Source organism: Nocardia sp. NPDC006982, assembly GCF_042869435.1.
GTDB lineage: Bacteria > Actinomycetota > Actinomycetes > Mycobacteriales > Mycobacteriaceae > Nocardia.
On the sequence record NZ_JBIAFV010000014.1, the window covers coordinates 109,649 to 133,136 of the forward strand.

At 66.3% G+C, this 23,488-nt stretch carries 23 protein-coding genes and 1 pseudogene; 5 read left to right on the top strand and 19 right to left on the bottom strand.

Features of this window, described 5'->3' with window-relative positions:
- Positions 1-9 precede the first annotated feature (9 nt).
- The 3 genes and pseudogenes from cobT to ACFYOW_RS37665 all read right to left on the bottom strand — a co-directional run.
- Positions 10-1,089, bottom strand: a pseudogene (gene cobT / locus ACFYOW_RS37655) (nicotinate-nucleotide--dimethylbenzimidazole phosphoribosyltransferase); the annotation flags it as partial.
- A gap of 769 nt (positions 1,090-1,858) precedes the next feature.
- Complete coding sequence (gene cobU / locus ACFYOW_RS37660; protein WP_387294838.1) at positions 1,859-2,413, bottom strand: bifunctional adenosylcobinamide kinase/adenosylcobinamide-phosphate guanylyltransferase; 555 nt, start codon at positions 2,411-2,413, stop codon at positions 1,859-1,861.
- A gap of 26 nt (positions 2,414-2,439) precedes the next feature.
- Complete coding sequence (locus ACFYOW_RS37665; protein WP_387294839.1) at positions 2,440-3,423, bottom strand: helix-turn-helix domain-containing protein; 984 nt, start codon at positions 3,421-3,423, stop codon at positions 2,440-2,442.
- Positions 3,424-3,509: 86 nt separating this feature from the next.
- Between ACFYOW_RS37665 and ACFYOW_RS37670 the strand changes: the two genes are divergently transcribed.
- The gene (locus ACFYOW_RS37670; protein WP_387294840.1) at positions 3,510-3,668 is read left to right on the top strand and encodes a hypothetical protein; all 159 of its coding nucleotides are present in this window, start codon (positions 3,510-3,512) and stop codon (positions 3,666-3,668) included.
- Positions 3,669-3,857: 189 nt separating this feature from the next.
- Here the strand turns inward: ACFYOW_RS37670 and ACFYOW_RS37675 are convergent, their stop codons facing one another.
- Positions 3,858-4,529 carry a DUF3043 domain-containing protein gene (locus ACFYOW_RS37675; RefSeq protein ID WP_357475081.1) on the bottom strand — a complete coding sequence of 224 codons (672 nt, stop codon included), beginning with the start codon at positions 4,527-4,529 and terminating at the stop codon, positions 3,858-3,860.
- 172 nt (positions 4,530-4,701) lie between these two features.
- Here ACFYOW_RS37675 and ACFYOW_RS37680 point away from each other — a divergent pair, with 172 nt between their 5' ends.
- The gene (locus ACFYOW_RS37680; RefSeq protein WP_040688522.1) at positions 4,702-5,052 is read left to right on the top strand and encodes an iron-sulfur cluster assembly accessory protein; all 351 of its coding nucleotides are present in this window, start codon (positions 4,702-4,704) and stop codon (positions 5,050-5,052) included.
- Positions 5,053-5,192: 140 nt separating this feature from the next.
- A complete protein-coding gene (locus ACFYOW_RS37685; RefSeq protein ID WP_387294841.1) occupies positions 5,193-6,161 on the top strand; it encodes a carbohydrate kinase family protein in 969 nt (322 codons plus the stop codon).
- 210 nt (positions 6,162-6,371) lie between these two features.
- Here the strand turns inward: ACFYOW_RS37685 and asnB are convergent, their stop codons facing one another.
- Positions 6,372-8,315, bottom strand: a complete 1,944-nt coding sequence (gene asnB / locus ACFYOW_RS37690; protein ID WP_387294842.1) for an asparagine synthase (glutamine-hydrolyzing) — start codon at positions 8,313-8,315, stop codon at positions 6,372-6,374.
- 492 nt (positions 8,316-8,807) lie between these two features.
- Here asnB and ACFYOW_RS37695 point away from each other — a divergent pair, with 492 nt between their 5' ends.
- Both ACFYOW_RS37695 and ACFYOW_RS37700 read left to right on the top strand, forming a co-directional pair.
- A complete protein-coding gene (locus ACFYOW_RS37695) occupies positions 8,808-9,860 on the top strand; it encodes a cytochrome c oxidase subunit II (RefSeq protein ID WP_387295029.1) in 1,053 nt (350 codons plus the stop codon).
- A gap of 13 nt (positions 9,861-9,873) precedes the next feature.
- Positions 9,874-10,290, top strand: a complete 417-nt coding sequence (locus ACFYOW_RS37700) for a cytochrome c oxidase subunit 4 (protein ID WP_387294843.1) — start codon at positions 9,874-9,876, stop codon at positions 10,288-10,290.
- A gap of 152 nt (positions 10,291-10,442) precedes the next feature.
- On the opposite strand, the gene ACFYOW_RS37705 is transcribed toward ACFYOW_RS37700, so the two are convergent.
- The 14 genes from ACFYOW_RS37705 to ACFYOW_RS37770 all read right to left on the bottom strand — a co-directional run bounded on the left by ACFYOW_RS37705 (position 10,443) and on the right by ACFYOW_RS37770 (position 23,462).
- Positions 10,443-11,267 carry an SDR family NAD(P)-dependent oxidoreductase gene (locus ACFYOW_RS37705; protein WP_387294844.1) on the bottom strand — a complete coding sequence of 275 codons (825 nt, stop codon included), beginning with the start codon at positions 11,265-11,267 and terminating at the stop codon, positions 10,443-10,445.
- A 147-nt stretch (positions 11,268-11,414) separates the two neighbouring features.
- On the bottom strand, positions 11,415-12,692 hold the full coding sequence (locus ACFYOW_RS37710) for an FAD-binding oxidoreductase (protein WP_387294846.1): 1,278 nt from the start codon (positions 12,690-12,692) through the stop codon (positions 11,415-11,417).
- Between the two features lie 52 nt (positions 12,693-12,744).
- Complete coding sequence (locus ACFYOW_RS37715; protein WP_387294847.1) at positions 12,745-14,304, bottom strand: alkaline phosphatase D family protein; 1,560 nt, start codon at positions 14,302-14,304, stop codon at positions 12,745-12,747.
- Between the two features lie 73 nt (positions 14,305-14,377).
- Positions 14,378-14,842, bottom strand: a complete 465-nt coding sequence (locus tag ACFYOW_RS37720) for a nitroreductase/quinone reductase family protein (RefSeq protein WP_387294848.1) — start codon at positions 14,840-14,842, stop codon at positions 14,378-14,380.
- Positions 14,843-14,970: 128 nt separating this feature from the next.
- Entirely contained in the window at positions 14,971-15,198 is a 228-nt protein-coding gene (locus ACFYOW_RS37725; RefSeq protein ID WP_387294849.1) for a hypothetical protein, read from the bottom strand.
- Entirely contained in the window at positions 15,195-16,817 is a 1,623-nt protein-coding gene (locus ACFYOW_RS37730; protein WP_387294850.1) for a cytochrome bc complex cytochrome b subunit, read from the bottom strand. Before ACFYOW_RS37730 ends, ACFYOW_RS37725 begins: the two co-directional genes overlap by 4 nt.
- A gap of 164 nt (positions 16,818-16,981) precedes the next feature.
- Positions 16,982-17,935: a hypothetical protein gene (locus ACFYOW_RS37735; RefSeq protein ID WP_387294851.1), complete on the bottom strand. Its 954-nt coding sequence runs from the start codon at positions 17,933-17,935 to the stop codon at positions 16,982-16,984.
- Between the two features lie 202 nt (positions 17,936-18,137).
- Complete coding sequence (locus tag ACFYOW_RS37740; RefSeq protein WP_387294853.1) at positions 18,138-18,818, bottom strand: phosphoribosylanthranilate isomerase; 681 nt, start codon at positions 18,816-18,818, stop codon at positions 18,138-18,140.
- A gap of 88 nt (positions 18,819-18,906) precedes the next feature.
- Complete coding sequence (locus ACFYOW_RS37745) at positions 18,907-19,632, bottom strand: lysophospholipid acyltransferase family protein (RefSeq protein WP_387294854.1); 726 nt, start codon at positions 19,630-19,632, stop codon at positions 18,907-18,909.
- Between the two features lie 134 nt (positions 19,633-19,766).
- Positions 19,767-20,780, bottom strand: a complete 1,014-nt coding sequence (locus ACFYOW_RS37750; protein ID WP_387294855.1) for an ROK family protein — start codon at positions 20,778-20,780, stop codon at positions 19,767-19,769.
- On the bottom strand, positions 20,777-21,241 hold the full coding sequence (locus ACFYOW_RS37755; protein ID WP_387294856.1) for a hypothetical protein: 465 nt from the start codon (positions 21,239-21,241) through the stop codon (positions 20,777-20,779). Before ACFYOW_RS37755 ends, ACFYOW_RS37750 begins: the two co-directional genes overlap by 4 nt.
- A 64-nt stretch (positions 21,242-21,305) precedes the next feature.
- Complete coding sequence (locus tag ACFYOW_RS37760; RefSeq protein WP_387295031.1) at positions 21,306-22,601, bottom strand: ArsA family ATPase; 1,296 nt, start codon at positions 22,599-22,601, stop codon at positions 21,306-21,308.
- Entirely contained in the window at positions 22,598-23,035 is a 438-nt protein-coding gene (locus tag ACFYOW_RS37765) for an SRPBCC family protein (RefSeq protein ID WP_387294858.1), read from the bottom strand. The genes ACFYOW_RS37760 and ACFYOW_RS37765 overlap by 4 nt, the downstream gene beginning before the upstream one ends.
- A gap of 37 nt (positions 23,036-23,072) precedes the next feature.
- Positions 23,073-23,462 (bottom strand): polyketide cyclase / dehydrase and lipid transport, encoded by a 390-nt coding sequence (locus ACFYOW_RS37770; protein ID WP_387294859.1) that lies wholly within the window; start codon positions 23,460-23,462, stop codon positions 23,073-23,075.
- Between the last annotated feature and the right edge of the window lie 26 nt (positions 23,463-23,488).

The window sequence follows — 23,488 nt, forward strand, 5'->3', positions numbered from 1 at the left end:
TTCGGCTTCGGCTTCGGCTTCGGCTTCGGCTTCGGCTTCGGCGGCCGAATCGGCTGTGCTCACACCGGCTTCCGCGAACGTGGCCATCTCGGCGAGGGTGGCTACGGCGGCGCGGAGGACGGGGAGGGCGGTCAGGGCACCGGATCCTTCGCCGAGGCGCATGTCCAGGTCGAGGAGGGGCTCGAGGCGGAGGTGGCGCAGAGCGAGGGTGTGCGCGGGTTCGGTGGAGCGGTGGCCCGCGAGCCACCAGGCGCTGGCACCGGCGGCCAAGTCCTCGGCGACCAGGGCGGCCGCGGTGACGACCACGCCGTCGAGGATGACCGGAGTCCGTCGGGTCGCGGCCTGCGCGAGGAAGCCCGCCAGGGCGGCGAAGTCGGCGCCTGCGGCTACCCGCAGCAGTTCGACCGGGTCCTTGGCCACCGGGCGGGCGCGGCGCATGGCATCGCGGATCGCGGCGACCTTGCGGATCCAGCCCGCATCGTCCACACCGGTGCCCCGGCCGACAGCGGCGATGGGTTCGGTATCGGTGAGGGTCGCGATGAGGACGGTGGCGGGTGTCGTATTGCCGATGCCCATATCGCCCGCGATGAGCAGGTCGGCGCCCGCATCGATCTCGTCGTCGGCGATCGCCTTGCCGGCGGCGAGCGCGGCATGGATCTCATCCTCGCTGAGCGCGTCTTCGCGATCGATCGCCCCGCTCGACCGCCGCACCTTGTGCTTGGCGACCTGCGGATCGGTGTCGGCGTCGACGGAAATATCGACGACCCGCACGCTCGCCCCCGCCACTGCGGCCAGCGTATTCACCGCCGCACCGCCGCCGAGGAAATTGGCGACCATCTGCGCGGTCACCTCACTCGGGTATGCCGAAACGCCGTGGCGCGCGATGCCGTGATCCCCGGCGAACACCACCACCCGCGCCCGCTCGAACTGCTTCGGCGGACACACACCTTGACATGCCGACACCCAATTCCCGAGTGTTTCCAGCCGCCCGAGCGCCCCACCGGGTTTGGTCAGCTGCGCCTGCCGCTGCTCCGCCGCCGCCCGAACCCCCGCATCGGGTGGCACAACCGGTCCGAATCCGTCTGTCACTATCGAGCCTTTCCGGGTCGGGGCAGTTCATTCCTACACCGCGCAGTCCATACCGGGCCCAATCTTGCCGCCACACCCGCCAGTCCGCACCACCACCCCGCACCTGATGTCTCGTCCCGCGTGCTCGCGGTCGGACCCGACGGTCCGACGGCGCAGCGTGCACGGCTGGCATGACACCGGATAGGGCGTGGCTCCCGCTGGTGACGCGACATGATCGTCGCAGCAGTGCGCTCGGACTGCACCACCCATGCCCTACCTGATGTCTCGTCCCGCGCGCTTGCGGTCGGACCCGACGGTCCGACGGCGCAGCGTGCACGGCTGGCACGACACCCCACAGGGCGCGGCTCCCAGTGACACGACATGATCGCCGCAGTCATGCGCTCGTATTTTGAGGCGGACTGCACCGTCCGCGCCCTACCTGATGTCTCGTCCCGCGTGCTCGCGGTCCGACCTGACGGTCCGCACTGCGCATCCTGCACGGCTGGCATGACACCCCATAGGGCGCGGCTCCCGCGAGTGACGCGACATGATCGCCGCAGCCGTGCGCTCGGACTGCACCACCCATGCCCTACCCGAGGCCTCGTCCCGCGTGCTTCCGGCCCACTCGGCCGTCGCATACTGCACGGTTGCGATGCGACAACCGGTAGGGCGTGGCTGTCGCGAGTGATCCGCGGTGCGTGGTCGCCGCCGGAGTTGCCTGCGCCGCGGAATTGGCGCGGTGCCCTACGGCCGGCCGAGGTCGTGACATGATCGCCGCAGCCGTGCGGTCCTATTTCAAGCGGAGGGGAAGCCCGGCGACAATTAAGAAGGCTTCATCGCAGGTTTGCGCGAGGCGCTGGTTGAGGGTGCCGATCTCGTCGCGGAAAAGGCGCCCGGAGCGGGTGGCGGGGATGACGCCCATACCTACCTCGGGCGTCACGATCACCAAGCGGCCGGGGTAGGCAGTGACCGCGGCGACCAAGGCGTCCGTGTCTGGTGCGATGGTGCCGCGCGGGGCATCCCAGGCCGCGCGCGCGTCGATGCGGGCGGTGAGCCAGGTCCCGATATCGTCGATCAGCGTGGTTCCGGCCGGGGAAGGGGCGGTGAGAACCGTTGCCGGATCAGCGCTTTCGAGGACCTTCCAGTCCGCGGGCCTGCGGTCGCGGTGGCGGGCGATGCGCTCGGCGAAGTCGAGATCGGCCGGATCGGGAATCGCGGTGGCGACATAGCGCACCGGGCCGCCCTCGGCCGCCAACACCTCCGCGAATGCCGACTTACCGGATCGCGCGCCGCCGAGCACGAGGATGCGGTGCGCGCGGCTGCTGGTAGATGAGCGATCCGACACGGCAGCACCGTATCAATCCGCCGCGCTCAGGCCCGCTGCTCGGTCGCCTCCGCGCCGCCGAACCGGCGGCGATACTCGGTCGGCGCGATGCCGACGACCTTCTGGAAGTGATGCCGCAGCAGCGCACCGGATCCGAAACCGGCTTGTGCGGCAATCTGTTCCAGGCCTTCGTCGGTGTCCTCCAGCAGATGCTTGGCGTACAGCACGCGTTGATTGGTCAGCCATTTCACCGGTGTGGTTCCGGTTTCGGCGGCGAAGCGGCGGGCGAAGGTGCGGGTGGACATCATCGAACGCGCGGCCAGATCGTCGATGGTGTGCGGCAGGTCGAGATTTTCGTTCATCCACTGCAGCGTGGAGCTGAGACTATCGGAGGTGCACTCTGGCACCGGACGCTCGATGAATTGGCGCTGTCCGCCGTCACGCTGCGGCGGCACCACCATCCGGCGGGCGATCGCATTCGCGACGGAGCTGCCGATCTCCCGGCGCACCAGATGCAAACAGGCGTCGATGCCCGCGGCCGTGCCCGCCGAGGTGATCAGATTGCCCTCGTCGACGAACAACACATCGGGATCGACCGTGGCCTGCGGAAACCGCGCCGCCAATTGATCGACATAGCGCCAATGTGTCGTGCATTTGCGACCGTCGAGCAGCCCCGCCGCCCCGGCCAGGAAAGCACCGGAACATACGGTGAGCACGATCGCCCCACCGTCCGAGGCGTCCCGTATCGCGTCGACGACCCGCGGATCGAGCCCCTGTTCCAAGGCCGATGCGGGGAAGGCCGGGATCGCCACCAGATCGGCCTTCGCCAACTCCTCCAGCCCGAACTCCGGTGTGACGGTGATACCGGGGGTGGTGGACGGCAGCGGCTTCCCCGGCTTGGCCCCGCACACCTTGAAATCGAATCCGGGCAGTCCGTCCGCGGTCCGATCGAGCCCGAAAACCTCGCAGACCACACCGAATTCGAACATGGCCAGGCGCTCCGACAGCACCACCGCGACCTTGGACAGCATGCGGACAGCGTACCTGGCTGGATCTTTACGAACAATGTCAGAACAGCCACTTTCGGCGGTAAATCACCGAGCGCAAAATTACTGCCATGATTACTTTTCTCGTAAGCATGGCGGTCGTGGTGGGCTTCGCGGTCCTTATCACACGAGGCGGCGGTCGCGCCGGATCAGCGAATGTCACCGATCGCGACGCCCAGCGCCTGCAGTCCGATCTGTCCGCCATCATCGCCCACTCGCATCACCACTGACTTGGAGTGCGATGGGCTGTGGGCTCGTCGCCGCTCTCGATGCCACCACGGAGCGAGTCTTACGAGCGACCGTTCGCGGCCCGTCTCGCGGCCGAGTCGTCGAAGCGCATGCGACGAAGTCGCGAGTCTCGACGGCTCGGCCGCGAGACAGCAGGGGGCCGCGAACACGCAGCGCCGAAGGCGCTGCAATCAAACACTGTCGCCGGGGCCGACCCGCGGCTTCGGCGCCCGCATCTTGCGGATCTGCGAGGCGCGGACGAAGGCGTACCACCCCAGCTTGTAGCCGGTATCGGTGCTCTCCGGGAAGCGCTCACGCACCCGTCCGTTGACGATCCGGCCCAACAGGAAGCCCTCGGCGATCATGAAGAACATCATCACCAGCATGGCCAGCGTCACAATCGTCTGCAGCGCGGGCGCGACGAACATCGACAGGATCAGGACCAGCGCCATCGGCATGAACAACCCCACCAGGTTGCGCCGGGCATCGACGATGTCGCGCACGAACGCCCGCACCGGGCCCTGATCGCGGGGCAGCAGGTATTTGTCCTCACCGGCCAGCATCCTCGCGCGCCGGTCCTGGGCCGCCAGTCGACGCTCGGCCGAGGCCGTCTTGCGGTCCTCGCGGCTGCCGCGGGTGGCCTTGCGCCGGGCCCGCGCCTCCTTCGCGGTGAGCGGGGCCGGAGCCACTGGGCCGCGCCGCTTGCCTTGGGCGTCACGGCGTTTCGGAGTAGGTCGGCCCTTGCCCTCGGTGGCGGTGGCCGCTTTCGTGATCGAGACTGCGGTCGAGCCGCCGTCCGAGCCCGCCGTCTGGTCGGCGCTCTCGTCGGTGGTGCTGGACTCGCCGCGACGGAACAATTTCACGCGACCAGGCTATTCGATGCGGTACCCCGCGGGAAATGAGGTCGGTGGGAGGTTGTGTCCACCGCAGTACCCGGTGGTGGCAAGATGGGGGAATAACAGCCCGCTGAGTGGTGTTGTAGCCACGAGCCGTGCGCTGTTCACGGGTTGAACACAGCTGTCCTGAGGAGAGTTCATGACTGTGCAAGACGAGACGACCACCCACGGTGTGACTCTGACCGACGCCGCCGCCAGCAAGGCGAAGGCACTGCTCGACCAGGAGGGTCGCGACGACCTCGCCCTGCGTATCGCCGTGCAGCCGGGCGGCTGTGCGGGCCTGCGCTACCAGCTCTTCTTCGACGACCGCTCGCTCGATGGCGACCTGACCGTCGACTTCGGCGGCGTCAAGCTGGCCGTCGACCGGATGAGCGCGCCGTACGTACAGGGCGCCTCGATCGACTTCGTCGACACCATCGAGAAGCAGGGCTTCACGATCGATAACCCGAATGCGACGGGTTCCTGCGCCTGCGGCGACTCCTTCAACTGACACCTCAGCCCCCGGCCGGTTGTCGCCGGGGCGAAGAAGTCGTTAGTGCTCGGCGGATGCAGTAGTTGATACGGTGAAGGCGCGGGTTTTGTGTCCCGCGCCTTTCGTCGTCTGCCGCCTACTCGAAGGGGCTCAGCCTCGTGTCTATCGCCGTGTCCGCGTCCATTGCAACCGACCACCTCATGCGTTTCCCCGGACGGTTCGCCGACGCGCTGCTGGCCGATCAGCTCGACCACGTCTCGGTGAGCTTTCTCGTCGATGATCTGCAGATCCGCAAGGGCGGTGTCGCGGGCAACATCGCCTACGCCATGGGCGTTTTGAACCGCACGCCGCTGCTCGTCGGCGCGGTCGGCGCCGATTTCGCCGAGTACGGTGCCTGGCTCGAGAAGCACGGTGTCGACTGCTCCACCGTCCGGATCTCGGATCGGGCGCATACCGCGCGCTTCGTCTGCACCACCGACGACGACATGGCCCAGATCGCATCGTTCTACCCGGGCGCGATGAGCGAGGCCCGCGACATCTCGATCGGCGAACTCGCCGAGCAGCACACCCTGGACCTGGTGCTCATCGGCGCCAACGATCCCGAGGCGATGCTGCGCCACACCGCCGAATGCCGTGAACTCGGCATTCCGTTCGCCGCCGACCCGTCCCAGCAGCTTGCCCGCCTCGACGGTGATCAGGCCGTGCAGCTGATCGACGGTGCCGCATACCTTTTCACCAATAAGTACGAGTGGGCACTGCTGCTGCAGAAGACCGGTTTGGCCGAGGAAGAGATCGCGCGCAAGGTCGGTATCCGGGTCACCACGCTCGGCAAGGACGGCGTACAGATCGTCGACCGCGACGGCACAGAGGTGACTGTCGGTGTGGTCCCCGAGGTGAACAAGGTCGAGCCCACCGGCGTCGGCGACGCTTTCCGCGCGGGCTTCCTCACCGGCCACACCACCGGGCTCTCGCTGGAGCGCTCCGCCCAATTGGGTTCGCTCATCGCGGTTCTCGTACTCGAGACCATGGGCACCCAGGAGTGGACCCTCAACAAGGACGACGCCCTCGAGCGCCTTACCAAGGCCTACGGTCCCGAAGCCGCCGCCGACATCAAGCCCCTGCTCTGAACGACGCCAACCGCAACGGCCGCACCGTATTCCGGTGCGGCCGTTCGCATCTGCTCACCGCGCGCCGCTCAGCGCTGCCCGTGCATCCGGTGCCGCGCACGCTATAGCGTGCCGCGCGCGATTCACCGGGCGTGCGCGTCGTGTGAAGGGTTTGCGCGGCGCAATCGCGTTGCACCGAGACGACGGTGCCGCGTTACCGCGGCACCAGCACTACAGCGAGACCGGGTAGACCGGCTCCTGGATGTCGGGAGTGATGCGCTTCTCCACGAAGATCCCGTGCCAGACCATGAAGACCAGCAGCGTCCACAACCTGCGGCTGTGGTCGCCGCGGCCTGCGCGGTGGTCTTCGAGCATGCCCTTGATCGCGCCCTTGTCCAGCAGGTGATCGGTCTGCGATTCGGCGATCTGCAGGTGCGCCCAGTCGTAGAGTTCGGTGCCGCGCAACCAATGCCGCAGTGGGACAGGGAAACCCAGCTTCGCCCGGTGCAGCACATGCGGCGGGACGATGCCCTCGAGTGCCTGGCGCAGCGCGTACTTCGTGGTCTCCTTGGTGATCTTCTGCTCGTAGGGCAGCTGTTCGGCGACCTTCAGCACCTCGGAATCCAGGAACGGCACGCGCAGCTCGAGCGAATTCGCCATGGTCATCTTGTCGGCCTTGACCAGGATGTCGCCGCGCAGCCAGGTGTAGAGATCCAGATGCTGCATGCGCGCGACCGGGTCCCAGCCGCGCGACTGCGCGTAGATCGGCGCGGTGACGTCCTGGTGGGTCCATTCCGGCCGGAATTCGCGCAGCACCGCACGCAACTGCGCATCGCTGAAGCTGCGCGCATTGCCGTAGTAGCGCTCCTCCAAGGGAAGCGAGCCTCGGTGCAGCAGGCTCTTACCGCGGGTGCCGTCCGGAATCCGCTCCGAGAGCTTGCCCGCCAGCTTGCGCACGCCACGCGGCAGGTATTCGAAGGGCTTGAGCGACAACGGTTCCCGGTAGATCGTGTATCCGCCGAACAGCTCGTCCGCGCCCTCGCCGGAGAGCACCACCTTGACGTGCTTGCGTGCCTCCTTGGCGACGAAGTACAGCGGAACCAGCGCCGGGTCGGCCACGGGATCGTCGAGGTACCAGACGATTTCGGGGATCGCGGCCGCGAATTCGGCGGGGGAGACCACCTTCACGATGTGCCGCGCGCCGATCGCCTCCGCGCTCTCGACGGCCACATCGACCTCGGAGTAGCCCTCGCGTTCGAAGCCGGTGGTGAAGGTGATCAGCTTCGGGTTGTGCCGCATGGCCAGCGCCGCGACCGCGGTGGAGTCGATGCCGCCGGACAGGAACGATCCGACCGTCACATCCGCGCGCATATGTTTGGCGACCGAGTCCTCCAGGGCCTCGGCGATATCGCGATAGCGGGCGGCCGCCGAACCGGGTGCGAACGCCCGCACCTTGAACTGCGGGTCGAAGTAGCGGGTGACCTGCGGCGCCTCGCCCGCCCGCACGGTCGCGTAGTGCCCGGATTCCAGGCGACGGATGTCCTTGTGCAGGGTCTCCGGCTCCGGCACGTACTGCAGCACCGTGTAGTGCTCCAAAGCCCGCGGATCCAGTGCATCGGACAGCCCGAGTGCGGGCAGCAGCTCCAGCAGGCTCTTCTTCTCACTGCCGAACGCGGTGCCGCCGGGACCCGTCGCCAGGAACAACGGCTTGATCCCGAACGGATCGCGCGCCAGGAACAGCTCCTGGGTTTCGGTATCCCAGATCGCGAACGCGAACATGCCGCGCAGCTTGCGCACCGCCTCCGGACCCCAGTAGTGGAAGGCCGCGACGATCGCCTCGCTATCGCCCTCGGTCTCGAAGATCTTCCCGTCCGGGTACTCCTCGGCGTGCGCCTTCGCGAGTTCCTCGCGGATCTCGATGTAGTTGTAGATCTCACCGTTGAAGGTCAGCGCGTAGCGCTCCCGGTTTTCCGCCGGACCCCAGCGCAGCGGCTGGTGCGAATGCTCGATATCGATGATCGACAGCCGGTTGAAGCCGTAGATCACATGATCGTCGTGCCAGGTGCCGCGCTCGTCCGGGCCGCGATGGCGCACGCAGTGCAGGGCGTCGTACACCCGCTCCACCACGTCCTCGGTTGCCGCATCAGATGTCAGAAATCCGAGCAGTCCACACACGGCGTCGGCAACCTCGTTTCCGCTTCGGTACGGGCGCTGGCCCGATTCATTGGGTGGCTGCGCCCGATAGGTGGGCGCGCAGGACGAAATCTCGTGTCCGAGTATGCCGCACCGGGCGGATTCGTGTGTCACGCCCACCGGACAGTTCCGCTGCGAAATGTTGTGTCCGCCTGCATCGCACCTGCCCGATCCGGTCGCGTCGCACGCCTTGTACTGCGACGATGTCCGGGTGACCGGATCAACCCCGCGTCGGCGGAGTGTCGAATGCGACCCGACGTCAAACGGGGCGCCGGTTTGGTCTACGCTGCGTAGTACTCAGGACATTCTCAGTTGGATCGCGCGCGAAGCAAGCGGCCGACGGAATGCCCTGAAACGTGCTTAGGACGTACCGCCGGGCGATCGCAACCCGTGCGGTGCACTGTCGGAATGTGTGGCGACCAGGAAGGCGTGAGCGTGGCGCACAAGGCGAGCGAAGAGATCGGGGCACGACCCGTGAAGGGTCGGCAGGGCCGTCTCCTTCGACGGGCCGGGCTGGCGGTGTCCCTGGGGATCACCGCGATGCTCGTCTCGGGCTGCTCGATCGACAATGTTTGGCTGCGATTCGGCTGGCCCTCTGGCATCACGCCGCAGGCCACCCGGATGCGGGAGCTGTGGACCTGGTCGGTCATCGCGGCATTGGCGATGGGTGTGCTGGTGTGGGGTCTGACCTTCTGGACCGTCGCCTTCCACCGCAAGAAGAAGGACTCCCCGGAGTTCCCGCGCCAGACCGGTTACAACGTGCCGCTGGAGCTGACCTACACGGCCGTGCCGTTCGTCATCATCGCGGTGCTGTTCTACTTCACCGTGGTCGTGCAGAACTACGTGCACGAGAAGGTCGACAACCCGGACGTGACCGTCGACGTGACCGCCTTCCAGTGGAACTGGAAGTTCGGCTACCGCAATGTCGACTTCAAGGACGGCTACCGCTTCGACGGCATCGACAAGGCCCGCGAGGACGCCAACCAGGAGCAGCTCGAGGAGTACAAGGAGCGGACCAAGGACGGTCACCCGCAGCCGGGCCCGGTGCACGGCAAGCCGGAGAACGAGATCCTGTCCTACCTGCACTACGACAAGGTCGAGACCGTCGGCTCCAGCACCGAGATCCCGGTGCTCGTGCTGCCGACCGGCAAGAACATCGAATTCCAGCTGGCCGCGGCCGATGTGGTGCACGCCTTCTGGGTGCCGGAGTTCCTGTTCAAGCGCGACGTGATGCCGAACCCGAAGGAAAACCACTCGGATAACGTCTTCCAGATCACCAAGATCGAGAAGGAAGGCGCGTTCGTCGGCCGCTGCGCCGAGATGTGCGGCACCTTCCACTCGATGATGAACTTCGAGGTCCGTGCGGTATCGCCGGAGAAGTTCACCAAGTACATGGATGCGCGCAAGGCGGGCAAGACCAACGCCGAGGCGCTCGAGTCCATCGGTGAATCCCCGGTCGCGACCACCACACAGCCGTTCAACACCAAGCGCGACATCAAGAGCGCGTCCGCGGTAGAGAGCAAGTGAGGACTGATCTGAAATGAAGATCGAAGCGCGGATTTTCGAACTGCTCACGGTGTTCTTCGTCATCGTGGCAATCGTGTACGGCTACTTCACCGGCCAGTCGCGGACCGGTGTCGAGTGGGCGGGCACCACCGCGACGGTGCTGACCGCCGGTCTGTCGCTGATCATCGGCACCTACTTCCGTTTCGTCGCACGTCGCCTCGACCTGCGCCCGGAGGATTACGAGGATGCCGAGATCGTGGACGGTGCGGGCGATCTGGGCTTCTTCTCGCCCGGCAGCTTCTGGCCCATCACCCTGGCAGGCGCGGGCGCCATCACCGCCCTCGGCCTGGCGTTCTTCCAGTTCTGGCTGATCGGCATCGGTGTGGTGTGCATCCTCGGTGCGGCCGCCGGTCTGGTGTTCGAGTACTACCTAGGCCCCGAAAAGCACTGAGCGAATAGCTCTTTCCGAAGCGCCCCACCGGATTCCGGTGGGGCGCTTCGGCGTTACTGGGGCTGGGATGTCGCCGACGGTAGTCGAATGGTGGTTGCCGAGGGGCCTCGAAGCCACCATTGGACTACCGTCGGCGCTGCTGCCGCGTGGGGTCAGAGCGAGGCGAGGCGGGACAGGATGCGGTTGGTGGAACGGGGGGCGACACCGGCCAGTCCGCGCAGGGTGCGCGCGAAGCGGGGTTGGAGGCGGGCCGGGCGGGTGCGGATGGCCGTTTCGATCAGCCGGGCGGCATCGGTCGGTTCCATAGCGGGCTCGGTGACGTAGTGCGCGATTGCTCCGGTATCCGGTTGGACGGCCGGATATTGGACGGCGGTCACCTGGATGCCGCGTGGCGAGAGCTCGGCGTCCGCGCATTGACCGAAGGTGGTCCAGGCGGCCTGGGAGCTGGCGTAGGAGGCGAAATTCGGTGTGGCACCGGTCTTCAGGCTCAACGGGCCCACATTGATCACGTGGCCGGAGCCGGATTCCAGCATGGCGGGCAGCAGGCCGAGCGTCAGGCGCAGCGGACCGAAGTAGTTGGTCGCCATCATGCGCTGGTAATCGCGGAAGCGGTCCAGGGATTGCGATACGGGTCGGCGCAGCGGACGGCCAGCATTGTTGATCAGCACATCGACCCGGCCGAAATCGCTGAGCACCCAGTCGACGAGCTGATCGACATCACCGAGTGCGGAGATATCGCAGCGGAACCAATTCGCCGCACCGCCCGCATCGACGATCTGATTGCAGCCGGCGACGAGTTGGTCCCCGCGCCGGGCGACCAGCAGCACCTGTGCACCGTGTGCGGCAAGCAGTGTGGCTGTGGCGTGACCGATTTCGGAACATGCGTCCGTCACGAGAACCCGCAGCCCCTCGACGGATTCGGGCCGCTGACGCTTACGATCCGGCAAACGGGTCGGGGCAGTGCGGAATTCGAGCATCAGAGCAACCTTCACCGTAGATGGGCTGAACCAACGCATCGACACCCCGCCGACAGTGCCGAGTCGACCGCCGTCGCCAACAGATAGCCGAACCGCCGCATGGGCGGTGAAGCTATTTGCTGGCGACTATATGCGGCGCGACACAGTCTAATCCGTGGAGTCGTACCGCAGGGCGTGTTCGGATGCGCAGATCTCATCGATTCCGGTAACGATGTCGCGCAACAGTTCTGAGGGCAGCGCCGAGGGCCGCAAACGGCAGGTGAAGGTGATCAGGCCGTGGTCCTCGACCGCGAGTCCGCGCGCTTGCGCCTCCTCACGCAGGTACTTCGAGCGCACGCCGTAGGTCATCGCGGAGATGACGGTGAAGCATCCGGTCCGCTCCCGGTGTCCAGCAAACAAATCGTGCAGTCTGTAGAAAACCGAGGTGTAGGTCGACAGTGGCGCGAAAATCGCGACCCGGTAGGCGGGCCCGCGTTCCGAGGAGCTGATGACCGTATCGGCCAGATACTCCGCATCGCGCAATGTCAGCACCTTCGGGGCGAACATGAGCGCGCCCGCCGCGGCATTGCGCACCGGTGCACCCGCGCGGCCGCCCGCGGCAGAGGCGATGACGCCCAACGACTTCCTGGTCTTGGTGCCGACCTCACGGCGCGCCCGCAGCGAGCGGGTGGGCGTGGTGGGATAGAGGCTCGACCACTGACCGAACCGCACGGTCCCCAACTGCACATGGCCGGTGCCGACCGGGCGCGAAACCTTCAGTGGCGCGGTATCGACCCAACGACCGACCTGCAATGCGACATTGCCCGGCCGGGCGATTTCGGCGTAGGCGTGTTCGACGAAGGAGTCGAAGTCCAGGAAGCGGTCGGCGTCGGTGGTGAGCCAGGTGTGGTCCTTATCGATATCGACCGCATCGAGGGTGAGTGCGGTGATGATGCCCGCGCGTCCGCCCGCGCCGAGGATCCGGTGGAAACGCTCGGTGTGGTGGTTGCGACCGCAGGTGCCGATGCGTCCGTCCGGATCGACGTACTCCAGGTCCACGATCTGGTCGATGAACATGCCGTACTTGTGCGATGCCGTGCTGACACCGCCGACCGAGGCGAAACCGCCTGCGGTGATATCGCGGTGGTCGCCGACGATCGGCAGACCGAGCCCGTGTGCGCCGAGGCGGCGATCGATATCGGAGAGTTTGGCGCCCGCCTGCACTCGCACGGTGCGCCTGCCGAGGTTGATATCGAGCACCGCATTCATCTTTCGCAGCGAGACCACCGCGCGCGGATCGGGTAACGACAGACCGTCGTCGATCGGTTCGCCGCCACGCACCGTGAGGTTTTCCGCGCGACCGCGTGAATTCCGCACCGTACGAACGACATCCGCGGTGTCACGGGGTAGATATTCTTCGGCGGCGACAGTGTGCGGCGTGCTCATGGACCGAAAGCTAACCACAGCGCGGCCTCCGATGCTCGTTCGATCTCTACGGTTACCGGACCGGCGGCGCGAGCCGCTGGCTGAACAGGACGGATCCGGTCGCATCGCACAGATTGACCGTCAGTTCCCTTGACCTGCCGTCGATCAGCACCTCACCGAAATGTTGGAAGCTGTCCAGCGGTGATGCGTTCTGAACGGTCGGTGCGTGCACGAAGACCGCCTCCGGACCGAAGGTGCCGTCGAGCGGATTCGGGCCGAACGCGCCGGCATTCAGCGGTCCGGACACGAACTCCCAGAACTCGTCGAAGTCGGTGAAGGCGGCGCGCTCGGGCGAATAGTGGTGGGCCGCGGTGTAGTGCACGTCCGCGGTCAGCCAGACCACGCCGCCCACCTTGTTCGCCTTGATCGCCGAGAGTACTTGGGCGATTTCGGTTTCCCGGCCGGACGGGGCGCCGTTGTCGCCATTGGCGGGGCCCTCGTAGGCCGTGACTTTTTGTTCACCGTCCTTGACGACAAGGCCGAGCGGTAGGTCGTTGGCGACGATTTTCCAGGTGGCCTTGGAATCGCGCAGACCCTCGATGAGCCACTTCGTCTGTTCCGGGCCGAAGATGCGACCGGTGGGTCCGTTGTCGATGTCGTTGGTGTCCTTATAGGTCCGCATATCCAGGACGAAGATGTCCAGCAGCGGGCCGTAAGAGATCTTGCGGTAGAGGCGGCTGTCGACCGCCTCCTTGGGCTCCAATGGCATCCACTCGTGGAAGGCCTGCCAGGAGCGCGTCGCGAGGGCGTCCATGCTGCGCTCGCTGTAGCCCTTGGTCTCGGCGACCAAGCCGCCGTGGTACCAGTTGTTGACGGTTTCGTGGTCGTCCCACTGGACCACCTGGGCGACCGAGGTGTTGAAGCGGCGGTAGTTCTGGTCGGTCAGGTTGTAGGCGTAGTTGCCGCGGAACTGGGCCAGGGTCTGCGCGACAGCGCTTTTCGCCTCGGAGACGGTATTGCGCCAGATCCGGCCGTCGGGCAGCGTCACCGATTCCTGCAGTGGGCCGTCGGCGTAGATCGAGTCACCGGAGTGGATGAACAGGTGCGGGTCGCGCGCGGCCATGGCGGAGAAGATCTTCATACCGCCGATTTCGGGGTTGATGCCGTAACCCTGGCCGACCACATCGCCGGACCACTGCAGTTTGATATCGGACGCGCCGGCGGGCACGGTGCGGAACACACCGGTAATCGGTTCGGAGGCGGCGCCGTCCTCGCCTTCCAGAGTGACCCGGTAGTGCACCTGCTGGCCTGCGGGCAGACCGTTGACGCGCACGCGTCCGGTGCCGTCGGAGTCCGGGGTGAGCATCGGGCCGGTGAATCGTTTGGCGTCGGTGAAGGATTCGGTGGCCGCGGTCTCCACGATCAGCTTCGCGGGCTGATCCGAGCGCGCCCAGATCAGCGCGCCGTCGGTGCGCGGATCGCCCACCGCGACGCCGTGGGTGAGTTTCGGGCGCGGACGGACCAGTGTGGGTCCGTCGTTCGAGCAGGCGGCGAGTGCGGGGACCGCGACGAGACCGAGGGCGGAGGAGCGCAGCAGGGTGCGCCGGGAGATGCCGAAGTCCGAACCAGTCATTGGCCCACCTTGGCGCAGGGAGTCCAACACCGTGTGAACTCCCATCGTCGGCTCGGCCAACAGGCGCCTGGTATCAGTTGCGCGGTCGGAGTTCGATGATCGGGATGAGCCGGTCGGTCTTCTTCTGGTAGCCGAGATAGCGCGGTTGCACAGCGGTGATCTGCTTCCAAGCCTGCTCACGCCGTTGCTCGTCCAGCTGTTCGGCCGTGACGTGGTACTTCGTACCGCCCACCTCGGCCCACACCTGATCCGGATGCGCGGCGATATTGTGATACCAGCCCGGATGTTGGATCGCGCCGCCCATGGAGGCGACGATCAGCCAGCCGCCGTCATCGGCCGGAAACCGGCTCACCGTCACCCGACGTTCCTGACCGCTCTTCGCGCCGACGGTGGTCAGATAGACCAGGTCCATGCCCATGAATCGGTCGTGGCGGAATCGGTGGTATCGCTCCATCGCCTGGATGAGGAAACGGAACACCGGATTGGGTGACGGCGGTCGGGATCCCCGGGTCCCCGGTGGAATCTTCTGAAAACTCATGATTCGCTCCCATACCGCTCGGAACTGTCTACCTGACAGCATTGCACTTCGGTGATCATTTCGTGGCTGGACGCCGGATGACCGAAGACCCCGAACCCGGATGGTTCGGGGCCTTCTGGTGCGAACCCTCAGATGGTGTTGTCGCAGAGGATTCCGAATGCGCGCACGGCGTCTTCCGGGAAGACGAGTACCCGGTGTCGGGCGGGCTGAGCCGGGCCGATGGTGGCGCGGATTCCGTTGTCGCGCAACAGGTCGCGGACCGTGCGGGCGGTGGCTTCGGCGGCCACCGTCGCGGCCGCGACGAGCAGGCCGTAGTCCTCGGTAGCCGGCTCATGCGAGCGCGTGAGCCACATCATGGGGTGTGCCTTTCGCCGTCGGTGCTTCGGTCCTGGTACTTCTGCAGCACGGCGAGCTGTTTGCGTTCCTCGGCGTGCTCGATCTCGAAGTGTCGCTCGGATTCCGCCACGGGATCGGGTCGCAGGAAGCTGCCGGTGCCCGGTTTGCCCGCCGAACCGAGTTTGTTCATTTTCTTCGGGATCGCCGCGCCCTGGTAGACCAGCGGCACCGGATGGCCGTGCTCGTCGACCGGTCCGAGCGCCTGGTGCACCTCGACGTACTCACCGTGCGGCAGTCGCTTGATTATGCCGGTCTCGATGCCGTGCTCGAGCACCGCCCGGTCGCTGCGCTGCAGACCGATGCAGAACCTATAGGTGATGAAGTACGCGATCGGCGGTGCGATCAACAGGCCGATGCGGCCCATCCAGGTGGTGGCATTGAGCGAGATATCGAACTTCAACGCGATGATGTCATTGACACAGCTGAGCGTCAGCACCAGATAGAAGGTGATCGCCATCGCGCCGATTCCACTGCGCACCGGCACATCTCGCGGCCGCTGCAACAGATTGTGGGCCGCGTAATCCTTGGTGAGCCGCTTCTCGATCCACGGGTAGGCGGGCAGGATCACGAGCACCAGGCCCATCACCATGGCAACCCAGAAAGCCGCCGGGATGGTGTAGTTGCCGAGGTAAATCTCCCACGGCGGCATGAGCCGGGCCAGGCCGTCGGTCCACATCATGTAGAAGTCCGGTTGTGAACCTGCCGACACCTGCGCCGGGTTGTACGGCCCGAGTTCCCAGATCGGATTGATCTGGAATACCCCGCCCATGATCGCCACGGTGGCGAGGGTGAACATGAAGAACGCACCCTGGTCCGCGGCGAAGACCGGCACGATGCGCGCACCGATGACATTGCCCTCGGTGCGCCCCGGTCCCGGGAATTGCGTGTGCTTCTGATACCAGACCAGCGCGATATGCGCGGCGATCAGCGCGAGCATGATGCCGGGGAACAGCAGCACATGTGTGATGAACAGCCGCGGAATCAGCACCTCGCCCGGAAATTCGCCGCCGAAAAGGGCGAAGTGGATCCAGGTTCCGACGATCGGGATGCTCATCGTGATCCCGCCGAGCGGTGAACGCAGGCCGGTGCCCGACAACAGGTCATCGGGCAGGCTGTAGCCGAAGTAGCCCTCGAACATGGCCAGGACCAACAGGGTCGAGCCGATCACCCAATTCGCTTCGCGCGGTTTGCGGAACGCGCCGGTGAAGAAGATCCGCAGGCAGTGCACGATGATCGCGGCCAGGAACATCAGTGCGGCCCAATGGTGTACCTGCCGGACGAACAGACCGCCGCGCACCTCGAACGATATGTCGAGGGAGCTCGCATAGGCCGCCGACATGTGCACGCCGCGCAGCGGTTGATACGCGCCGTCGTAGACCACTTCGGTCATCGACGGATCGAAGTACAGCGTCAGGTAGACACCCGAGATCAGCAGAATAATGAAGCTGTACAAGGCGATTTCGCCGAGCAGGAAGGCCCAGTGCGTCGGGAAGACCTTGTTGATCGAACGTTTCACGAAGGCCGCGGCGCGGTACCGCTCGTCCGCGGCGTCGGCATGCTGCGCCGCCTTCGAGCTCATCGCGGGCTCCCGTCCGAGCCGCGTGGCGCCACCTCGTTACGAATGAACAGCACAGGCATTGTCATCTCCTTCTCGATCGACAGCCGGCTACGCATAAGACGGTCGAGCGGTCCGAAACGTGACGGCCTGGATGCGAGAGGTACTACCGTGTGACGTAGATCTCGTCAGGGCTCGGGGAGTTCGTTCAATGCGGTGAGGAAGTCCTCCGACGGATAGATGCAGAGCGATTCACCGGTGTGCTGCGTGGCGGCGGCCAACTCGATGGTGCCGCCGTGCCACCAGTAGACGTCCTGGCTGACCGGCCACGGGCGCTGCGTGTAATCGAGCACCGCGACCTGGGCCAGCACCGTGGTGGCCTGGACCACCTGGAGATTCGCCACCGGGTGCGCGTAGATATGGCGCTGCGACGGCACTACGAATACCGCGCCCGCCGGTCCGATCACCGGATACGCGTCGAGCCAGCACGCGTGCGCGGTGATGTAGTCGGAGATGCCGGACAGCATCGTGATTTCGACACCGTCGGCACTCGGCGTATCGATCTGATGAGTGAGCACATCCAATGCACCGTCGCTGCGGGTGTTCCGCTGGGCGAGGGCGAACAGCTCGTATTCGTCGATCGGCCATTGCCGCAGCATCGGATAGGTGACCGGAGCCATGGTGTGCACCTGGTCGATCAGTACCCGCTGGATCAGGCCCGGTGCGACCTCGCGACGCACCACATCGGGCGCACCGCCGTGCCCGGAGTAGAGCCGAGTCCGGATGAGTCCCTGCATCATCGCGAAGTCGCCGGTATCGAGCGGCTCGCTGTCGACCTCCAGATCGACCAGTCCGGTACTCAGATAGTCCGCCACCAATGCCGGCCACTGATCCGGCGGCTCATCCGCGGCCATCCGCCGCAAATTCGTCAACCCGACCATCACATCCCCAGCGGGCCCGGACAACATCACGTCATCGGCCGCCGCCACCCGGCACGAATACCCCAACTGATGCGCCGCCGCCACGGCGAGAGACAACAACAGATCCGGCGCTACCTCCGACACCGTGACCCCCTCGCTCGTCTTGCGGTGCACCAGCTTTCGCCACTGCATGCCCGCAGTTGCCGCACTCGGAACACGCACACCGTGATTGTGCCTCCCCGGTGAGACCCGCACCCAGCTGTTGCCGAGATCGCTCGCTCCCGAGACACCACGGGCACGCGGTTACCGGTGGGCGTTGCGGCGATCGGATGCCACGACCACCGGGATTATCGGCGGCAAAAGGCCATTGTCGGCCCTGTGATCGCGGGCAGCCGCGGCGACGCTGCTCGCCGGACCCGGGGGCTCATGGCCGTGGAACTCGAGGTACGAATGCCCCGTGCGCCGCTGCCACGAACGTGGCACATGCGTCGGGATCTTTATCCCCGGTGGCAGTTTCGACGCCGCTATTGACGTCCACCGCGAACGGACGCACCCGTGCGATGGCATCGGCGACATTGTCCGGACCGAGACCACCGGCGAGGATCACCGGGCAGCCCAGCTCGTGCAGCGCTGTCACGACGGCCGCGCTCACCGACCAGTCGTGGGTGCAGCCGGTGCCGCCCAGGCGGTCGGCGGTGCGTGAATCGAGCAGTACCGCATCGCAATCCACGGCGGCCTGACGCGCGGTATCGACGGCTTCCGGTCCCGTGACGTGCACCGCCTTGATGACCTTCCGGCCACCGGCGGTCTTGCGGACTTCACGAACGGTGTCGATGGTGACGAGTCCGTGAACCTGGATCGCATCCACCGCGACTCGGTCGGCCAAGTCCACGATGGCGGCCGCGTCCTCCAGATGGGTGACCAGGACACGGGTGACGAAGGCCGGAGCGAGTCGTGACAGCGCCGCCGCGCGCGCGGCATCGAGGGCATCTTCGCTGAAATGGGTGATCCCGGAGATGAATCCGATGGCGTCGGCACCGGCGGCCAGCGCGATCCGCAGATCGTCTTCGGATCTGATCCCGCAAATCTTTGCGCGCACCGTCACGACTCAACGATATGTGCCGGGCTGTGGAACCGCCGAAAACCGAACGAGCCCGGTGCGTTCGGCACCGGGCTCGTGGAAGTGGAAGGGGCTAGCCGGCGGCCGTCTCCGGGATGCGGGTGGCTTCGGGGGCGGAGCCGCTGGGGACGCCCTTCTTCAGGCTGGCGGCGTAGACGTCGACGTATTCCTGGCCGCCGAGCTGCATGAGGTCGTACATGACCTCATCGGTGACGGCGCGTTCGACGAAACGGTTGCCGCCCATGCCTTCGTAGCGGGAGAAGTCGATGGGGGCGCCGAATTTGACGGTGACCTTGTGGCGGCGCCAGCGGAACGGGCCGGGCGGGCAGACCTCGAAGGTACCGATGACGGCGACCGGGATGACGGGCACGCCGGTCTCGAGCGCGAGCCGCGCCAAGCCGGTCTTGCCCTTGTATAGGCGACCGTCGGGGGAGCGGGTGCCCTCTGGGTAGAGGCCGACGAGGTGACCCTTGTCGAGCAGTTTGCGTGCGGCATTGAGCGCGTCCTCGGCCGCGGAGGCGCCGCTGCGGTCGATCGGGTACTGGCCGGTGGCGCTGAAGAAGAACTTCTGCAGCCGACCCTTGAAGCCGGGGGCGGTGAAGTACTCGGCCTTGGCGAGATAGCTGATCCGACGCGGGCTCATCAGCGGAGCGAACAACCAGTCCGAGAAGGACAGGTGGTTCCCGGCCAGGATGGCCGGTCCTTCGGCGGGGATATGCTCCACGCCTTCGACCGTCGGACGGTTGTAGAGGTGCATGAACGGTCCTGGGAACAGGTACTTCAGCATCCAGTAGAGCATGGCGTCCTAACCCCCGCGGCCGGGATCGTTTACGAGTACAACCGTCTGTTGCCGACTTTACCGCTGGGTACAGATCACATCCAAGCCGAGCGGTGTATCTCACCACATGTTCTCGAGGACTGATAACCGACCGCTCAGTGGGTGGAACGAGCCGCCCAGGAACGGCCGCGGCCGGTCTCGGCGAGGGTGGCCCTGGCGAGTTCCGCCGCGCCGATCATCCCCGCCGCCTCACCGAGCTGTGTGGTGCGGATCCTGGCGAGCGGCCGATGCCCGGCGCCGGTGATCGCCCGCGCGTACTCCTCGCGCGCCTCGTCCAAAAACTGCGGCGCCGAACTGCTTACGCCACCGGCGATCACGATCAGCCCGGGATCGAAGATATCGCTGACGAAGGCCAACCCGAGCCCGAGCCAGCGCGCGAAATCGGCCATGACCGCAACGGCCAACGGGTCGCCGTCCTGGGCGGCCCCGGCCACCCGGCGTCCGGTCAGCGAACCGGGATCGCGCAGCACCTCGCGTGCCAGCACCGTCGAATGCACCGGATCGGTGGCCAGCATTTCGATCGCGGTATCGACCAGAGCCGTTCCGCTGCAATACCTTTCCCAGCAGCCGCGTTTACCGCACGGACAGGACCGGCCCTGCGGCACCACCTGCAGATGCCCCAGCTCCGGTGCGACGCCGTGCGTGCCCCGATACAGTTCGCCGTCGATGAGCAGCGCCGCGCCGATGCCGGTGCCGATTGCGACGAGCACCGAATTGTGCCCGCCCGCTGCCGCGCCGAAGCGGTACTCGGCCCACATGGCGGCATTGGCGTCGTGTTCGAGGATCACCGGTAGTTCGAGGCGTTCGGTGAGCCGCTGCGCGACCGGGGTGTCCTGCCAGGGCAGGTGCGGTGCGAAGCGCACCGTCGAGCGATCGGCGTTGATGAATCCGGCCACCGCGAGGCCGACCGCGCTGATCGGATGTCTGCGGCACAGTTCGCGGACCGCGCGGTCCAGCGCGTTCTCCAGTGCCCGCGCCGAATGCGGTGTGGGCGCGACCACGGTGTCGAGCACCTCGCCGTCGCCGTCGACCACCGATGCGCGAATATTGGTGCCGCCGACGTCGATTCCGACGGTCAGCGGTCGCGCATCTGCTACTCGCGCCGTCATGCCTTGATCGTCACGGGGATGCCGACATAGCGGGATCGCTGGCGCCCGGACGAGTTCGACTGCCGTGTGTGGGTATCCGCGTCGGCGGGTGTGGATTCCGTGTCCGGTGGGTCGTCGTGCTGGCCGGCGGCAAACGAATGATCGTGCGGCACATCGTCTTCGGGCATCACCGGATCGACCGGCACACCGGCGAGCGCCTCGCGCAGCACCGTGACGATCGCGGTGCCGTGATCGGCCACCACCGAGAGCACATCGTGATGCTCACCGCGCACCAGCGCCGCGGCGGCACAGACCGGGCACCAACTGCAACTCGACCAGTCCGGCTCTCCGTCGGCGGCGCGCCGCAGCACGGGTTCGACCCGTTCGAGCACCGCCTCGGCCAGCAGTTTCAATTCCGCGGCGAATTCGCCGAGGCCGTCACCGGGCTCGGCAGCGCCGGGCCAGTCGTTCGAATCACTCATGCCCGCGCCTCGCTAGCGCTCGGCTCCGGCATGCGCGATGCGCGCTGTGACATGATTCGCTCGCTCATACCGGCCACGCCTCCGGGTCCGGGTGGAATCGAACGATCAGATAGCCGCTGTCGAGTTCGGCGCCGTCGACCGTGCACCGTCGCAATACCGGCGCCAGGCGCACCCGGCGCCGGACCCCGTCCGCTCCCACGATCAAATCGTCCTCCACTCGTCCCAGTCGCAGCGTCGCCGGATCGACGACGGGCAGGTGCATCCGCAACGCGTACACCGAATGCAGACCGGTGCCCGATTCCAATCGAACCACCGGCTCGCCGGAACTTGTGCGAACCTCCGCCGGATTGTCGCTCAGCTTCGAGTCGGCATTCAACCGCTCACCCGAATCCATCGCATACGACAGCGCGGACAGGGACGTGAGCCCGACCGGTTCGGGCCCGGTGTGCTGTGCGATCAGCACCCGTGTCTCGTTCATACCCCGTTGCAGCCGGTTCACCACATCCAATTGCTCGGCGCGTCGATTCACATACCACTGCACGGCGGGATGGGCGGCCACCTCGAGTGCGGTCGGCGGGGGCACGGCGGGCAGCACCTTGTTCACCACCACCGCGTCCAACCGCAGACCGAGCAGTGCCGCTGCCGAACGCACCCGCTCCGATTCGGCGATGGCGACCTGTTCGGCGACAGTGATCAGTCGCGCACCGGTTCGTCCGTGATCGGCGAGCAGATCGCGCACCTCGGTGACCGCCTTGACGATCCGCTCGACCGTGGTGGCCAGCACCGCGCGCCGCAGATCGGTGCCGACCATGCTCATCGTCCGTGCACGCGGCGGCCACATCCGCTCCACGTATCCGAGCAGGGTTTCCGGCGCGGTGATGATGCGCAACATATCCGCCGAGGGCGGGCAGTCCACGACGATCACATCCCAGTCGTCCTCGGCGGCGAACTGGGTGATCTCCACCAGCATCAGCAGTTCCTGCACACCGGGCAGCCCGGTCAGCTCGGCCGGATCCAGTGCGGCCAGGTCGATGCCGTGATCGTGGTCGGTTCCGGTCGCGAGCACGCGCACCACCTCGCGGAACCGATCCTCCAGCAGCGCAAGGGAATCGACCTCGATTACATCGAGTCCGGACAGTACGCTCGCGATCCCGGGCACGGTGCCGGCATCGTGCGGAAATCGGAAGCCGAGCGCGTCGCCGAGCGAATGCGCCTGATCCAGCGAGGCCACCAGCACCCGCTGCCCCGCCCGGGCATAGGCCATGGCGGTAGCGCAGGCCAACGTCGTCTTGCCGACTCCGCCTTTGCCGATGAATAGTTCGACCCGAGTACCGGCCGCCTCGGGCTTGTGTGTGATCAGCCTTCGACCCGTTTCTTCAGTTCCTTGAGCGCGGTATCGGTGATCACCTTCTCGGCCTTGCGCTTGAACATGCCGATCATCGGGATATTCAGGTCGACGGTCAGCTCATAGGTCACCTCGGTGGTGCCGTCGGGCTGGTCGACGAGTTCGTAGGTGCCGTCCTGCGCCTTCTGCAGTTCGCCGCTGATCAGCGTCCAGCTGACCGATTTATCGTCGGGCCGCCAAGTGTAGGACAGCACGTAGGTGTCCTTGACGACTCCGGCGTCGAGCACGAAGCGCGCGGTCCGGGCCCGGCCGTCGGCGCTCTTCTCCAGCACCTCAACGGTTTTCGCCGCCGAGACCCACTCCGGGTAGGACTCCAGATCGGCGATGACGGACATCACCCGCCGCGACGGTGCATCGATGATGATCGACCTCTGGGTCCTGTCGGCCATGGCGGACAACGATTCCTTTCAGCTGCTTTGCTGTGCGTCAGCGGGCGGTCGGTGCGGCGTGTGCCGGCGCGACACCGGCCGCGCGGCCCGCCTCCAGCCTCGTCTTGATCTCGAACGACATATCCTTGCCCGCGACCCGGCGCGCCCGGTTCGCGGCAGCCAGATCCCGTGTCGGCGCCTTCGGCTCGGCGTGCAGGAAGTAGTGCAGGATCACCCCGTCGAGTGCGGGCTCGAGCCATACCTCCATGGTTCCGGTCAGCGCACCGGTGACCGACCAGCGAATACCCTTGTCGGCCCGGTCTTCCCGGACGCCGAGGGTCAGATCGGGCCACCAGCGGCGCCAATTGTTCGCCCCGGCCAGGATCTCGGCGACCGCGGCCCCGGGGGCGGCGACAAACGTCTGATCAGCGACCTGAATACTGCTCACGGCTGCGCCTCGCTGACGCTCGGCTC